The following is a 15,286-nucleotide window of genomic DNA, read 5'->3' on the forward strand; positions in this document are numbered from 1 at the left end:
CGTAGGCCGGATTACTCCGCCTGCGCGTCCGCGCGGCTCTTGCCGGACACGTTCATCGCCAGTGTCGCCGCCATGAAGCCGTCCAGATCGCCATCCAGAACGCCCTTGGTGTCAGAGGTCTCGTGCCCGGTGCGCAGATCCTTGACCATCTGGTAGGGCTGCAACACGTAGGACCGGATCTGGTTGCCCCAACCCGCGTCGCCCTTGTTCTCGTGGGCTTCGTTGATGGCCGCGTTGCGACGGTCCAGCTCCAGTTGATACAGGCGCGATTTCAGGGCCTTCATGGCGATATCGCGGTTCTGGTGCTGGGATTTTTCCGAGCTGGTCACCACGATCCCGGTGGGATGGTGGGTGATCCGCACCGCCGAGTCGGTGGTGTTGACGTGCTGACCGCCCGCACCGGACGAACGGTAGGTATCGATACGGATATCCGCCGGGTTCACCTCGATGTCGATATTGTCGTCCACCACCGGGTAGACCCAGACCGAACAGAAGGACGTGTGGCGTTTGGCAGCCGAGTCATAGGGTGAAATCCGCACCAGACGGTGCACGCCGCTTTCGGATTTCAGCCAGCCATAGGCATTGGGGCCGGAAATCTTGTAGGCGGCGGATTTGATGCCTGCCTCTTCACCAGCGCTTTCGGATTGCAGCTCGACCTTGTAGCCTTTCTTCTCGGCCCAGCGGACGTACATTCGCGCAAGCATCGAAGCCCAATCGCAGCTTTCAGTGCCGCCGGCACCTGCGTTGATCTCAAGGAAAGTATCGTTGCCGTCCGCCTCGCCGTCCAGCAGCGCCTCCAGCTCCTTCTCGGCGGCCTTGTCCTTAAGCGCCTTCAGAGCGTCCTCAGCGTCGGTGACGACCTCTTCGTCCTCTTCCATCTCGCCAAGTTCGATCAGCTCCATATTGTCTGCCAGATCCTGCTTGATGCCCTTGTAGGTATCAATCGCATCGACCAGCATCTGGCGCTCGCGCATCAGTTTCTGCGCCGCTTCGGGATCGTCCCACAGTCCCGGATCCTCGACCCGGGCGTTGAATTCCTCCAGCCGGAACTCCGCAGTTTCCCAATCGAGCCGCTGGGCGAGAAGCTCCAGCGATTTTTCAATCTCGGTCACGATATTCTGGGTTTCAGCGCGCATCTTGGGAGTATCCTGTCATGACGTTCAGGCTGGCGTGATAGCCCAGAGACCAAGGCAGAACAAGGGTCTGCGCCTGTCCATCGCCAAGCAGTGCGTATAGGCGGCCGACAATCGCACCCCGCGCGCAATACCCCCGTCAAAGCCGGTGCCCGCAAAGACACAGGCGGGCGGTCAGTAAAGGCCGCCCGAACTGATGGTGCCAAAGCTGGCCTTTGGCCCCAGAACCGCGGTTCCACCGCTTGAGGTGGTAACCTTGCGCCCGGATTGTTCGACCTCTTCGATCAACGGCAGGCTGGATCCCATGGCAAAGCCGCCATCGAAGGTCATGCCAAAGATCGGCTCAGCCCCGTCGCGGAAGTATTCCGCCACCACATAGGCACCCGAAGCATCATCCGGCAAAGGCGCGCCGGTATAGCGGTCGATCTTGATGAAATGGCCGCCTTCGGGCACTTCGAAGGGACCGCCGCCGAATTTCTCGACAGCCTTGGTCATGAACTGCTGGAACACCGGCCCGCACATGGTGCCGCCATAGGCGCCACGTCCCATCGGGCGGGGCTGGTCAAAGCCCATGTAGCAACCCGCAACGATATTGGAGGTGAAGCCGACGAACCAGACATCGCGCGAATCGTTGGTGGTGCCGGTTTTGCCCGCGGTGGGCACCGGCAGGTTGATCACGCTAGAGGCGGTGCCGCGGTCGACAACCCCCTTCATCATCGAGGTCAGCTGATAGGCGGTGATCGGATCCATCACCTGTTCGCGGTCGGCAACGATACGCGGTGCCCGTCCAGGCTCCAAGGAAGCCACGGCGCAATCGACGCAGTCGCGGTCATCGTGGCGGTAGATCGTCTTGCCAAAGCGATCCTGAATGCGGTCCACCAGGGTCGGCTGCACCCGCTGGCCGCCATTGGCGAACATCGCATAGGCTGCAACCATCTTGTAGAGCGTGGTTTCCTCGGCCCCCAGCGAGTTGGCCAGATAGGTGCCCATATTGTCATAGACGCCAAAGCGTTCCGCATAGCCCGCGACCACCGGCATGCCGACCTCTTGCGCCAGTCGGATGGTCATCAGGTTCCGGCTCATCTCGATCCCGGTGCGCAGCGGCGTCGGACCGTAGAACTTGTTGCTGGAATTCTTGGGCCGCCACAGACCTTGCGGCGTGTTGATCTCGATCGGGGCGTCGACGATGATGGTCGCCGGGCTGTATCCACTGTCCAGCGCCGCCGCATAGACGAAAGGTTTGAAGCTGGACCCAGGCTGTCGCTGCGCCTGGGTGGCGCGATTGAACACCGAATGCTGATAGGAGAACCCGCCCTGCATCGCCAGAACGCGGCCGGTGTTGACGTCCATTGCAACGAAACCGCCCTGCACTTCGGGGACCTGCCGCAGCGACCAATGGCTAAAGGCATCGTCTTTCATCTCGGCGCGGACCAGCACCACGTCTCCGCGGGTGAAGTTGTCCTTGAAATTGCCCTTCATCCACTTGATGTCAGAGCGCGGCACGCTGCCGGTTTCGGCAACGCCTTCTACGCCAACGGTAAGCGACTGATCGGCCACTGTCAGCACCACGGCAGGCAGCCATTTGCCACCCAAGTCGATGTCGCGGGACACATCGGCTTGTCCCAGCGCCTCGCGCCAGGTCTCTTCGGAGGCGAGTTCCTCTTCGGTGAGAGCTACCCCTGTGCCCTTCCAGATCCCACGCGAACGGTCATATTTCTCCAGACCTTTGCGCATGGCCAGCGCGGCCTCTGTCTGCATTTCCTCGTCGATGGTGGCGCGCACGGTGAAACCACCGGTAAAGAACTCGCCTTCCCCAAAGTCCTGCGACAGCTGGCGGCGGATTTCATCGGTGAAATAATCGCGCGGCGGCAGAGCGGTACGGAAGCTTTCGAAATCGCCATTCTGGACCGAGCGCAGCGGCTGTTCGACCTCCACCTTGTAGACGTCTTCAGAGATATAGCCGTTCTCGTACATCTCGCGCAGAACGTAGTTGCGCCGGGCAAGCAGCCGGTCCTTGCGCCGAACCGGGTGATAATCTGACGGCGCCTTGGGCATGGAGGCCAGCGTGGCAGCTTCGTGCGGGGCCAATTCGCCAAGGGTCTTGTTGAAATAGGTCTGCGAGGCCGCCGCGACCCCGTAAGAATTCTGACCCAGGAAAATCTCGTTCAGATAGAGCTCAAGAATTCGGTCCTTGTCGAGCGTTTCCTCAAGCCGGGTGGCGAGGATGATTTCCTTGATCTTGCGCTCGGCCTTACGGTCACCGGACAGAAGAAAGTTCTTCATCACCTGCTGGGTAATGGTCGAGGCACCGCGCACGTTGGACCCGCGCGAGCGAACCGCTTCAATCGCGGCGGCAGCAATACCACGGGCATCATAGCCGGCGTGGGAATAGAAATTCTTGTCTTCGGCAGAGATGAAGGCCTGCTTCACCAGCGCCGGGATCTCGTGCGACGGGGTGAACAGGCGGCGTTCTTCGGCGAATTCGTCGATCAGCTGTCCTTCGCCCGAATAGATCCGGCTGATGGTCGGGGGCTGGTATTGCGCCAGGGATTCGTGGCTGGGCAGGTCGCGCCCATACATCCAGAAGACCGCGCCAATGGTCAGTGCAACCACCGCCACGCCAAGCGTGATGGTACTGAAAATGGAGCCGAAGAAGGATAGAATGAACCTGAGCACGGAATAAAGCCTCTCTCGCACGGTCCCGCCTATATAGGAGCCCCTGTTACCGGGGTCAAAACGGGAAGCGGCGAATATATGCCGCTGGTGTCAGGAAAACCATAGAGGATTCGGGGCTGCAGCGACAGGTGCTGTCGCAACCAGTGGGTCAGTCGGCACCTGCGCGCCGATCCCCATGGGCGCCTTTTTCCTGCTTTCCGGCTACTGGCGTACCAGCGGGCGCAGCGCATCATCGCGGATACGCCATTCGATCAGGCCAGACAGAACACCGCGCGCCGCCTGGGCGCGCCACTCCGGGTCCTTCAGGTTCTTCAGATCGCGGGCGCTGGACAGGAAGCCGATTTCGATCAGGACCGACGGGATATCCGCCGATTTCAGCACCGAAAATCCGGCCGAGCGCATGGGCCGCCGGTTGAGCGGTCCGCCCTGCTCCGCCAGCCCTTCGACGATGGCGCGCGCCAGCGCCTCGCTGCGTGGCTGGGTTTCCTGCCGGGCAAGATCCAGCAGCACATCCGTCACCAGATCATCCGCCGCGCTAAGGTCTGTCCCAGACAATAGATCCGACCGGTCGTGCCGCTCGGCCAGGGTGGCCGATGCCTTGTCCGAAGCCTCTTTCGACAGGGTATAGATGGTCGATCCCCGCGCGCCGCCTTCGGAGAGGGAATCCGCGTGCAGTGAGATGAACAGATCCGCTCCGGCCTGATGCGCCAGCGCAATCCGGCGCTCCAGCGATACGAAGTAATCCCCATCACGGGTCAGCTGCACCGAAAACTGGCCCGAGCGCACCAGCATTTCACCGAGTTCGAAGGCAAATTGCAGCATCAGGGTCTTTTCATCGAGGCCGCCCTCGACCTGCGCACCGGGATCGATGCCGCCATGCCCCGGGTCCAGCACCACCAGCAGCGGCGCATTGTCATCACGCGGAGCAGCCGGTGTCAGCGGCTCGGGCGCGGGCAGGTCCCAGCGCCGGTCCTGCGGGGCGCCAGCACTGGCGGCAAACTGTTCGGCATCTGTTTTGTCCAGCGTGACCGACAGGATCGCGCCCGCTGTCACCGGATCAACCTCCATCCCAGCAGCACTAACCTGCATCGGTCCGACCAGCGCCAGAACCATGCGCGACCAGCCCGGCACATAGGTTCCGAACTGCACATCGCGCAGGTTTTCGCCTTGGATCAGGTTCTCCCGGCGCAGCCCCGTCCAGTCCACCTCCTGAAAGTCGAGCACCAGACGCGGAGGGTTGTCGAGCGTGAAAAGGCGGTAGGGCACCCCCTGACTAAGGTGCAGATCAATCTCTGCCCCCTGCCCCGCGTCCCTGATGCGGCTCTGCTCGGCATCAATGCGCGCGAGCCCGGAAAACCCCTGCGCCATAGCCGCGCCGCCCAGAAACAGCGCCGCGATGATCGCCAATATCCTGCCTGTCATCCTGTTCCTGCCCATTCTGTTTTGCTTCTGACCAGCGGGTGTTTGCACCCACCGCCCCCATCGCCTTTGACGGGGACCTTAACGGTTTTCCATGAAACTGCGCAGACGCGACAGCCCTTCTTCGATATCGGCGGTGGAGCGCGCATAAGAGAACCGCAGCGTTGTGGCGCCCCGGACCGGATCGAAATCCAGCCCCGGCGTCACCGCAACCCCGGCCTTTTCCAGAATTTCGGCGGCAAATGCACGGCTGTCCTGCGTCAGCTCCGACACATCCGCGTAGACGTAGAATGCCCCGTCCGGCGGTGCGATCTTGCTGAAACCCGCCTTGGGCAGCCCCTCCAGCATTAGTTGCCGGTTGCGGGCATAGACCGCCAGGTTTGCCTGCAGTTCCTCCTCGCAATCCATCGCGGCCAGCGCCGCCACCTGGCTTGCGTGCGGCGCGCAGATGAACATGTTCTGAGCCAGACGTTCCACCACCCGCACATGATCCTCAGGCACCACCATCCAGCCAACGCGCCAGCCAGTCATCGAGAAATACTTGGAGAAGGAGTTGATCACATAGGCATCATTGGTCAGCTCCAGAGCGGTGACCGCTTTGGCCTCATATTCGATCCCGTGGTAAATCTCATCCGAGATGAAGGCTGCGCCAGCCTCTTGCGTCGCGCCGATCAGCGCCGCCATGGCATCGCGGTTCAGCATCGTGCCGGTCGGGTTCGCCGGAGAGGCCACCATCAGCCCGGCGAGATCAAGCCCGGAAAGATCGCTTGGCACCGGCTGAAGGCGGTTTTCCGCTGCCGTTTCAATATCCACCGGCGTTAGCCCCAGTGCATGCAGGATCTGCCGGTAGGACGGATAGCCCGGCGCGCCGATGCCGACCCTGTCACCGCTGTCAAAGAGCGCCGTGAAGGCCAGCAGGAACGCCCCGGACGAGCCGGAGGTCACCACCACGCGCCCGGGATCCAGATCCACGTTATACCATTCGCCATACATGCGTGCGATACGTTCGCGCAGCGCCGGAATCCCCAGCGCCACGGTATATCCCAGCGCATCGTTTTCAAGCGCCCTGACCAGCGCTTGCTGCGCCGCCTCCGGCGCCCCGGTCGAAGGCTGGCCGACCTCCATGTGAATGATACGGCGCCCGGCCTCTTCGGCCTTGCGGGCGGCCTCCATGACATCCATCACAATAAACGGATCGACCTCTGAGCGGGTTGAGTTTCGCATGATGTTCTCCCATGGTGCGCGCATGACTTTTGACCGTTTCTCTCGTCTGGCGTCAATCCCGGCTCTGGTGTTTTGCCTGCTGGCCTATGCGGCGACGGCTGTGCAGGCGGCATCGATCACCCTGTTGCGGGACGCAGATGTGGAACAGGCGCTGAACCGGCTTGCGGCGCCGGTTCTGCAGGCGGCGGGGCTCAATGCGCGGCGCACCAAGATCCTTGTGGTCAACGAGTCCAGCTACAACGCCTTTGTTTTGGATAACCGCACGATTTTCGTGCATTACGGCCTGATCCTCAAGTCCGACAGCCCCGAGATGCTGCAGGCCGTTTTGGCCCATGAAGCAGCCCATATCGCAAACGGCCATCTGGCCCGGCGGATGCAGAACATGCGTTCGGCCGGAAGTGCCGCCGGGCTGGGCATGGCGCTGGCGGTTCTGGCCGCCGCTGCGGGCGCTGGAAGCGAGGCTTCGACCGGGATCGCTATCGGCACGCAAAGTTCGGCCCTGCGCGGCTTCCTGTCACACACCCGCGCCGAGGAAGCTTCGGCCGACCGCTCGGCGGCGGGGTATCTGAGCCGCGCCGGCGTCAATCCGCAGGGGCTGGTTGATCTGCACCAGACATTTGCCGGACAAGAAGTGCTGAGCGCGCAGCATCAGGACCCCTACATGCGCTCGCATCCACTCAGCCGCGACCGCATCCGCGCGGCGCAGGCCTATGTCGCCAGCCACGGCACCGACATCGCGACCGACCCAGCGGCCGAGTATTGGTTCGCCCGGCTGCGCGGCAAGCTGTCTGCCTTTGTCCGCTCTCCGAAGTGGACGCTGCGGCGCGCAAGCAGCGAGAGCCACAAGGATGTCCGGCTCATGCGGGAGGCGATCGCCTATCACCGGCTCAACAATCGCAAGAAGGCGCTGACCGCCATAAACGGCGCCATCGCGCTGCGCCCCAAGGATCCGTTTTATCACGATCTCAAAGGTCAGATCCTGATGGAAAACCGCGACTGGAATGCCGCGCTTTCCAGTTACGGGCAGGCGGTCGCGCTGGCCCCCTCGGACCCGCTGGTTCTGGCCAGTTATGGCCGGGCGCAACTTGCTGCCGGGCAGCCCCGGGCCGCGCTCAAATCGCTGGAAAAATCCCGCGGCATCGATTTTCGCAACACGGTGCTGCTGCGGGACATGGCGCAGGCCTATGCCAAAACCAAACAGACCGGGCTTGCCGCGCTGGTGACAGCGGAACGCTATGCCCTGCAGGGGCGTCTGGACGACGCCGGTCTGCATGCCAAACGCGCCACCGCGCTTTTGCCCACCGGATCGCCAGCCTGGCGCCGGGCGCAAGACGTGCTGGTGGCCTATGAGAAAACACAGAAAAGGAAACGAAAATGATCCGTGTTACACGTGCAGCAGCAGGTGCTGCCACTGCTCTTGCGCTGCTTGGCGCCCCCGCGCAGGCGCTGGACCTTTCGAACATGAGCGCCGCCGAACGCGAGGCGTTTGGCGCTCAGGTGCGCGAATACCTGATGGAAAACCCTGAGGTGATCCTTGAGGCCGTGAACCTGCTGGAGCAGCGTCAGGCCGCCGCCGAAGCCACCCGCGATCAGGCGCTGGTGGCCGACAACCTGCAGGAGTTGGAAAACGACGGCTATTCCTGGGTCGGTGGCAACCCCGAGGGCGACATCACCCTGGTCGAGTTCATGGACTATCGCTGTGGTTATTGCCGCCGCGCCGCGCCCGAGGTGGCGGAGCTGCTTGCCAAGGATGGCAACATCCGCTGGGTGGTGAAGGAATTCCCGATCCTGGGCGAAGCCTCGGTGCTGTCGTCGCGCTTTGCTGTTGCAACCAAACAGCTGGCTGGCGACGCTGCCTACAAATCCGTGCACGAAGCCCTGATGGAAATGACTGGCGAGCCGGGCGAAGTTGCCCTGCGCCGTCTGGCCGACGGGCTTGATCTGGATGCCGACGCCATCCTCGCCCATATGGATTCCGAGGACGTCACCCGCGAATTGCGCCAGACCCGCGATCTGGCCCAGCGTCTGTCGATCTCCGGCACGCCGACGTTTGTTTTGGGCGGGGAACTGCTGCGCGGCTACCTGCCTGCCGATCAGATGGAAGCCCTGGTGGCGGAGAACCGCAAGAACCGCGGCTGACCCGCGCTGCGGCTTCGGCCCGAGCCATCATGGTGAAACGCAAAACGGGGCGCCCTTGGCGCCCCGTTTTTGTTAGTCCTGCATATTGCACCGGTATCGGGCTCTCTGCTTATTCAGCGGCGGCTGCCTCAGCCGCGTTGATTTCTGCAGCCTTCTGTTCGACCTGTTCAACGATATGGTCGACCATCTCTTCATTGCTCATCTTGTGGCTGGCCTTGCCCGCCAGATAAACCATCCCGGCCCCGGCCCCGCCGCCGGTGAAGCCAACATCGGTCATCAGCGCCTCACCCGGACCATTCACGACGCAGCCGATGATCGACAGGCTCATCGGGGTGTGAATATGAGCCAGACGCTCTTCGAGCGCTTCGACCGTCTTGATCACGTCAAACCCCTGCCGCGCGCAGGAGGGGCAGGAGATGATATTGACGCCCCGGTGGCGCAAGCCCAGAGATTTCAGGATCTCAAAGCCGACCTTCACCTCTTCGACCGGATCCGCAGAGAGGCTGACGCGCAGGGTATCACCAATGCCCATCCACAAAAGCTGCCCCAGACCGATGGCCGATTTGATGGTGCCGGAGACAAAGCCCCCTGCCTCGGTAATCCCAAGGTGGATCGGCGCATCCGTCGCCTCGGCCAGTTGCTGATAAGCGGCTGCCGACATGAAGACATCAGAGGCCTTCACTGAAATCTTGAACTCGTGGAAATCGTGATCCTGCAGGATGCGGATATGATCGAGACCGCTTTCGACCATCGCTTCGGGGCAAGGCTCACCGTATTTGTCGAGCAGGTGCTTTTCCAATGAGCCGGCGTTGACGCCAATCCGGATCGAACAATTGTGGTCGCGGGCGGCCTTGATCACTTCGGCGACGCGTTTTTCATCGCCGATATTGCCGGGATTGATGCGCAGACAGGCGGCGCCTGCCTCGGCTGCCTCAATCCCGCGTTTGTAGTGGAAATGGATATCCGCAACGATGGGCACCGGGCTTTCGCGCACGATTTCCTTCAGTGCCTTGGACGAAGCCTCATCCGGGACAGAGACGCGCACCAGATCCGCGCCCGCCTCCGCGGCGGCCTGCACCTGGGCGATGGTCGCGGCGACATCGGTGGTCAGCGTATTGGTCATGGTCTGCACCGCGATGGGCGCATCCCCGCCAATCGGCACGTTCCCTACATGGATCTGGCGGCTCTTGCGGCGCTCGATATGGCGCCAGGGTCGAATGTGATTCAGCGACATGCGGTCCGTCCCCTATGGTCCTGCTGCTCAGCCGGTAGATACGTGCTGCGGGCCGCGTCTGCAATGGCAGGCGCGGTCAGACACAGTAAAAGCGGAAAAAGGATCAGTCCTGTGCGCTGTCGACCTGCAGCTGCGCCACCAGGGTCGCAAGGGCGCGGTTGCGGTCATCCTCAAGATCGGCGACCTCGAACCGGCCCGAAATCGCATCCGGGGACAGATCGACATTCTTGGTTACCCGTCCACGCTGGCCCACGGGACCAAAATGCTGTCCATTGACCGCGAAATAGATGCCGCTGCTTTCCCCGGTCTTCAGGGTCGGCGCAACTTCGGTCAGGGGAATCTCGAACCGGTCGCCCGGCTCCATGATCCCTTCGAAGATGACGCTGCCATCCGCGGCGGTCACCTCGACCCATGCCGGACGTACGGCAAGCATTTCCGCGCTCGGCGCCACCTCTTCGACGACCTGCGGTACCGTCAGCTGCTGCCCGGCGATGTCCGCAGGCAGGCTGGCCTCGGCCAATTGGATGGATGGCAGATCGGGTTCGGCAAAGTTGCCAAAGGTGCGCGGATCAAGCGTTGCAATCGGCGCGTCCCGGGCTTCGAGAACCGGAATATCCAGCGCCTGGGGGCGATAGAGCCGGTCCAGCGCCGCTGCCGCAGGATCCGTATCCGCATTCGCCAGGTTCAGCTGCGCGCCTTCCAGCGGGTCCACATCCGCCAGCACAAGCGGCGTCTGATCGACCGGTGCGAACTGCACCTGCTGCACTTCTTTCAGGATGCTCCAGCCACCGTAGCCGATGCCAGTGATCAGCGCCGCCAGCACCATCAGCGATCCGATGGCGCGTGGCTCCACATGACTGAACAGACCACCCGCAGAGGGGGCAAAGGGCGTGTTGGGCGAGGTGAACGGGTCGCTGCCCAGCCCACTGGCATTTGCCGCTTGTGCACCGGGTGCAGCCTTTGCCTTTCGCACCGAGGCCTCGGCCGACATGCCGTGGGCAACCGTAAAGCCGCTTTCGCGGCAGAAGGTCTCAAACGCCTCTTCGGGATCCATGTTCAGATAGCGCGCGTAAGAGCGCACATACCCGGCGATGAAGCCGGGCGTGTCAAAAACTGAAGGATCGGAATTTTCAATCGCAGCGATGTAAGACGCCTTGATGCGCAACTCTCGTTGCACATCAAGCAGGGATTTCCCCATGGTTGCGCGCTCGCCGCGCATCATGTCGCCAAGCCGCAGCTCAAAGTCGTCAAAACTTTTGGGCGCGGATGGCTCACCCTGCTCTTTTGATTTGCGCTGAGTAAGGCGCCCGATCATGCCTGCTGTCCCATCTTTACCTGCCGCAACCGGATTTTGATGTCTGCAGAATCACCCTAACGACTCAAGCTGACCAATCCGTTGATGAAACGATAACACACTCAACAGTTTTGAACACAGAACTGTGCACTACCCGGCCAATTCGGCGCGATTCAGCGCACAATGCGACCAAAGACCGTCCATTGCCTTGACCAAAGCGTCGATTTCCAGCGGCCCATGCACCGGCGACGGGGTAAACCGCAGCCGTTCGGTGCCGCGCGGGACTGTGGGGAAGTTGATCGGCTGAACGTAAATGCCGAAATCCGACAGCAGCATATCGCTCAACTTCTTGGTGTGAACCGGGTCGCCGACGATGACCGGCACGATGTGGCTGCCGTGATCGATGATCGGGAGGCCCAGCCCCTTTAGGCGCATTTTCAGGATCTTTGCCTGTTCCTGATGCTTCTCGCGCAGCTCGGGCGCGGTTTTCAGGAAAGCCACCGAGGCCGCCGCCCCGGCTGCAACCGTCGGGGCCAGCGAGGTGGTGAAGATAAAGCCGGGTGCATAAGAACGGATGGCGTCGCACATCTTGGCCGAAGCCGCGATATAACCACCCATCACGCCAAATGCCTTGGCCAGGGTTCCATTGATGATGTCGATACGGTCTGCCAGACCGTCGCGCTCAGCCACACCGCCGCCGCGCGGGCCGTACATCCCCACCGCATGCACTTCGTCGAGATAGGTCAGCGCGCCAAATTCATCGGCCAGATCGCAGATCTCTTCGATGGGACCGAAATCGCCATCCATGGAGTAGATCGATTCGAAGGCAATCAGCTTGGGCGCCTCCGGATCGTCTGCTTCCAGCAGTTCGCGCAGATGAGCCACGTCATTGTGCCGGAAGATACGCTTGGCACCGCCGTTGCGGCGCACGCCTTCGATCATCGAAGCATGGTTCAACGCATCGGAATAGATGATCAGACCGGGAAACAGCTTGGGCAGGGTCGAAAGCGTTGCGTCATTGGCCACATAGGCCGAGGTGAACAGCAAGGATGCCTCCTTACCGTGCAGATCCGCCAGTTCAGCCTCAAGGCGTTTGTGATAGACGGTGGTGCCCGAGATGTTGCGGGTTCCGCCGGAGCCTGCGCCAGTTGCATCGATCGCCTCGTGCATCGCGGCCAGAACCACCGGGTGCTGCCCCATGCCAAGGTAATCGTTACCGCACCAGACGGTGATATCGCTTTCGCTGCCATCGGGACGGGTCCAGACCGCATGCGGGAACTGTCCGTTCTTCCGTTCGATATCGATGAAGGTCCGGTAGCGGCCTTCTTCGTGAAGGCTTTCAATCGCTGCGTCGAGTTTCGCGGTATAGTCCACCGGCATCTCCATAGCTGTAAGTCTGGCACCCAGGGCGCTGGCGCGAAGGCAGTCCCATTCACATTTATGAATAACTACCCTAGACGCCGATTTTGATCAACTGCTTACGCAAAAGGCATGTTGCGCAACATTGATGCAGGTCAAATAGACCTAAGCAACTGAGCCCACAACCCGGCGCGGGCGGCTATTTCCTGACAATTGCGTGGCACGCGGCGCTGAAAGGCGCCGGGCATAGAGGATCGGAAACTCTGGAAAATACCTGCATGGACAGCCGGCTATGGCGGTTCATCCCCTCGTCCAGCTTCCCCACTGGCGCCTCTTTGACGGCGCTGCTACGGTCCGCGACAAATCATCACAAACCATAATCAGAACGCAGGAGTGAGACATGTCATTGAATGAAGTGCTGGACCGGATCGACGCCGATGTGAACGCAGCAACGGACCGGCTGCTGGACCTTCTGCGGATCCAGTCCGTCTCGACCGACCCGGCCTACAAGGCAGAATGCGAAAAGGCGGCTGACTGGCTGGTGGCAGATCTCAAATCCATCGGCATCGACGCCGAAAAGCGCGTAACCCCCGGTCACCCTATGGTGGTGGGCCACGTGGGGCAGGAAAACAAGGACGCGCCGCATGTCCTGTTCTACGGCCACTATGACGTGCAGCCGGTCGATCCGCTGAACCTGTGGAAGACACCGCCGTTCGAGCCGCAGCTGGAAGAGACAGAAAACGGCACCGTCATCCGGGGCCGTGGCGCATCCGACGACAAGGGCCAGTTGATGACCTTTGTCGAGGCTTGCCGTGCCTGGCAGGCGATCCACGGCTCCCTGCCCTGCCGCATCACCTTCTTCTTCGAAGGCGAAGAGGAATCGGGGTCGCCGTCGCTGGTGCCCTTCATGAAAGAACACGCCGAAGAGCTGAAAGCGGATATCGCGCTGATCTGTGACACCTCCATGGTGTCGCGCGGCGTGCCCTCCATCGCCTCGCAGCTGCGCGGGATGCTGAAGGATGAATTCACCCTGGTCGGCCCGCGCATCGACCTGCATTCCGGCCACTATGGCGGCCCGGGCCTCAACCCGCTGCGCGAAATCAGCCGCATCGTCGCCTCTTTCTATGACGAGGACACCGGCAAGATCGCCGTCGAAGGCTTCTATGAGGGCGTGAAAGAGGTGCCCGAGGACCAGATGCGCCAGTGGGAAGGCTGCGGCTTTGACGCAGACGACTACCTTGGCAACGCCGGATACACTCAGGCCCATGGAGAAAAGGACCGCAGCATCCTAGAGCAGCAATGGGCGCGCCCGACGCTGGAAGTCAACGGCCTGTGGGGCGGCTATAACGGCGCCGGATCGAAAACCGTGATCCCCTCCGAAGCGCATTGCAAGATCACCTGCCGTCTGGTGGGGGACATGGACCCCGACGCGTTGCGCGTGAAAATCCGCAAGCATATCGAAGATCGCCTGAAACCCGACTGCAAGGTGGTCTGGGACAACGATCTGGAAGGGTCGCGCGCTTCGGTGATGGATATCACCCGCCCCGAATTCACCGCCGCCCGCGGCGCGCTGAGCGACGAATGGGAGCGCGAGGCGGTCTTCTGCGGCATGGGCGGATCGATCCCGATCGCGGGCTTTTTCAAATCCATCCTCGGCATGGAATCGATGCTGATCGGGTTTGCCAATGAAGATGACGCGATCCATTCGCCGAACGAGAAATACGACCTCAAGAGCTTTCACAAAGGCATCCGCTCCTGGGCGCGGGTTCTGGAGGCACTGACCAAGTCGTAAGGGGCCAAGATAGGGGAGCGGCGGCTCCCCGCCATGCCCGACCCTGTGGGCCGGGCATCCCTCATTCAGGGAAGTCACACCACTCAGGGAGGTCAGGTGGATGGCCACAGAAATCGAAACAGGCCGCGCCGAGGTGAACGGCCAAACGATTGCCTACACCCGACAAGGCAGCGGACCTGCCGTTCTGCTGCTGCATGGGTTCCCGCAAACCCGCGCCATGTGGGATGCCGTGGCACCACGCCTTGCCGAACAGTTCACCGTGGTGACCGCCGATCTGCGCGGTTATGGCGACAGCAGTAAGCCAGACGATATGGCCGCGATGAGCTTTCGCGAGATGGGCGCCGATCAGGTGGCCCTGATGCGCTCACTCGGCCATGAGAGCTTTCACCTCGTCGGCCATGACCGCGGCGCGCGTACAGCACACCGGATGGCGCTTGATAGCCCAAACGCCATCGCTAGCCTAACGGTGATGGACATCGTCCCCACCCACCTGCTGCTGGCCGATCTGCATCAGGAGGTCGCCCGCGCTTACTACCATTGGTTCTTCCTCGCGCAGCCCGCCCCTTTTCCTGAACGGATGATCGGGGCGGACCCTGATTACTATTTTGAAAGCTGCCTGTTGGGCTGGGGCGGCGCGACGCTGGAGGATTTCCCGGCCGAGGCGCTGGAGGCCTACCGCCAGAGCTGGCGTGATCCGGCCTGCATCCATGCGATGTGCAACGATTACCGCGCCGCAATCGATGTGGATTTCGCGCTAGATGCCGCTGATCTGGACCGTCAGGTCTCCTGCCCCGCGCTGGTCCTTTATGGCGCCACCGGCGCAATGGCGAAACAATACGATGTGGACGCAACCTGGGCGCCCCGCCTAGCCAACATGGGCGCTGCGGCCATTCCGGGCGGGCATTTCTTCGTGGACCAGCACCCATCGGAAACCGCGGAAGCGCTCCTGGACTTTCTCAGTGAACAACCAGCGTTCTGACACCCGGTGGTCTTGGCGCCGATGGTGTCGGCTACAT

Annotated in this window: 11 protein-coding genes; 4 read left to right on the forward strand and 7 right to left on the reverse strand. The window is 61.9% G+C overall.

The window, feature by feature from the left end; genetic code table 11:
* Positions 1-11 precede the first annotated feature (11 nt).
* The 4 genes from prfB to SM765_RS09760 form a co-directional block, all read right to left on the reverse strand.
* The gene (gene prfB, locus SM765_RS09745) at positions 12-1,136 is read right to left on the reverse strand and encodes a peptide chain release factor 2 (RefSeq protein WP_065270609.1); all 1,125 of its coding nucleotides are present in this window, start codon (positions 1,134-1,136) and stop codon (positions 12-14) included.
* A gap of 171 nt (positions 1,137-1,307) precedes the next feature.
* Positions 1,308-3,809, reverse strand: a complete 2,502-nt coding sequence (locus SM765_RS09750; RefSeq protein WP_274837231.1) for a penicillin-binding protein 1A — start codon at positions 3,807-3,809, stop codon at positions 1,308-1,310.
* Positions 3,810-4,010: 201 nt separating this feature from the next.
* Positions 4,011-5,231, reverse strand: coding sequence for an N-acetylmuramoyl-L-alanine amidase (locus SM765_RS09755; protein WP_274837232.1), 1,221 nt, complete (start codon positions 5,229-5,231; stop codon positions 4,011-4,013).
* 78 nt (positions 5,232-5,309) lie between these two features.
* Positions 5,310-6,452: a pyridoxal phosphate-dependent aminotransferase gene (locus tag SM765_RS09760; RefSeq protein WP_274836495.1), complete on the reverse strand. Its 1,143-nt coding sequence runs from the start codon at positions 6,450-6,452 to the stop codon at positions 5,310-5,312.
* Between SM765_RS09760 and SM765_RS09765 the strand changes: the two genes are divergently transcribed.
* Positions 6,451-7,830: a M48 family metalloprotease gene (locus tag SM765_RS09765; protein ID WP_274836499.1), complete on the forward strand. Its 1,380-nt coding sequence runs from the start codon at positions 6,451-6,453 to the stop codon at positions 7,828-7,830. The two genes, SM765_RS09760 and SM765_RS09765, sit on opposite strands and share 2 nt — an antisense overlap.
* Entirely contained in the window at positions 7,827-8,591 is a 765-nt protein-coding gene (locus tag SM765_RS09770; protein WP_274836496.1) for a DsbA family protein, read from the forward strand. The genes SM765_RS09765 and SM765_RS09770 overlap by 4 nt, the downstream gene beginning before the upstream one ends.
* Before the next feature lie 109 nt (positions 8,592-8,700).
* On the opposite strand, the gene ispG is transcribed toward SM765_RS09770, so the two are convergent.
* The 3 genes from ispG to hemA all read right to left on the reverse strand — a co-directional run bounded on the left by ispG (position 8,701) and on the right by hemA (position 12,493).
* Positions 8,701-9,825: a flavodoxin-dependent (E)-4-hydroxy-3-methylbut-2-enyl-diphosphate synthase gene (gene ispG, locus SM765_RS09775; RefSeq protein ID WP_065270615.1), complete on the reverse strand. Its 1,125-nt coding sequence runs from the start codon at positions 9,823-9,825 to the stop codon at positions 8,701-8,703.
* 103 nt (positions 9,826-9,928) lie between these two features.
* Positions 9,929-11,140 (reverse strand): helix-turn-helix domain-containing protein, encoded by a 1,212-nt coding sequence (locus SM765_RS09780; protein WP_274828942.1) that lies wholly within the window; start codon positions 11,138-11,140, stop codon positions 9,929-9,931.
* Positions 11,141-11,269: 129 nt separating this feature from the next.
* Entirely contained in the window at positions 11,270-12,493 is a 1,224-nt protein-coding gene (gene hemA / locus SM765_RS09785; RefSeq protein WP_274838992.1) for a 5-aminolevulinate synthase, read from the reverse strand.
* 385 nt (positions 12,494-12,878) lie between these two features.
* Here hemA and SM765_RS09790 point away from each other — a divergent pair, with 385 nt between their 5' ends.
* Both SM765_RS09790 and SM765_RS09795 read left to right on the forward strand, forming a co-directional pair.
* Entirely contained in the window at positions 12,879-14,270 is a 1,392-nt protein-coding gene (locus SM765_RS09790) for a M20/M25/M40 family metallo-hydrolase (protein WP_274837234.1), read from the forward strand.
* 100 nt (positions 14,271-14,370) lie between these two features.
* The gene (locus SM765_RS09795) at positions 14,371-15,249 is read left to right on the forward strand and encodes an alpha/beta fold hydrolase (RefSeq protein ID WP_274837235.1); all 879 of its coding nucleotides are present in this window, start codon (positions 14,371-14,373) and stop codon (positions 15,247-15,249) included.
* The last annotated feature ends 37 nt before the right edge of the window (positions 15,250-15,286 follow it).

This window comes from Pseudophaeobacter sp. 1A09344 (genome assembly GCF_041008745.1).
Classification (GTDB): Bacteria; Pseudomonadota; Alphaproteobacteria; order Rhodobacterales; family Rhodobacteraceae; genus Phycobacter; species Phycobacter gallaeciensis_A.

Coding starts and splice junctions, on each gene's coding strand:
- SM765_RS09780 (WP_274828942.1), bottom strand. CDS start 11,140: ATGATCGGGCGCCTTACTCAGCGCAAATCAAAAGAGCAGGGTGAGCCA.
- SM765_RS09755 (WP_274837232.1), bottom strand. CDS start 5,231: ATGACAGGCAGGATATTGGCGATCATCGCGGCGCTGTTTCTGGGCGGC.
- SM765_RS09795 (WP_274837235.1), top strand. CDS start 14,371: ATGGCCACAGAAATCGAAACAGGCCGCGCCGAGGTGAACGGCCAAACG.
- SM765_RS09790 (WP_274837234.1), top strand. CDS start 12,879: ATGTCATTGAATGAAGTGCTGGACCGGATCGACGCCGATGTGAACGCA.
- ispG (WP_065270615.1), bottom strand. CDS start 9,825: ATGTCGCTGAATCACATTCGACCCTGGCGCCATATCGAGCGCCGCAAG.
- SM765_RS09765 (WP_274836499.1), top strand. CDS start 6,451: ATGATGTTCTCCCATGGTGCGCGCATGACTTTTGACCGTTTCTCTCGT.
- SM765_RS09770 (WP_274836496.1), top strand. CDS start 7,827: ATGATCCGTGTTACACGTGCAGCAGCAGGTGCTGCCACTGCTCTTGCG.
- prfB (WP_065270609.1), bottom strand. CDS start 1,136: ATGCGCGCTGAAACCCAGAATATCGTGACCGAGATTGAAAAATCGCTG.
- SM765_RS09760 (WP_274836495.1), bottom strand. CDS start 6,452: ATGCGAAACTCAACCCGCTCAGAGGTCGATCCGTTTATTGTGATGGAT.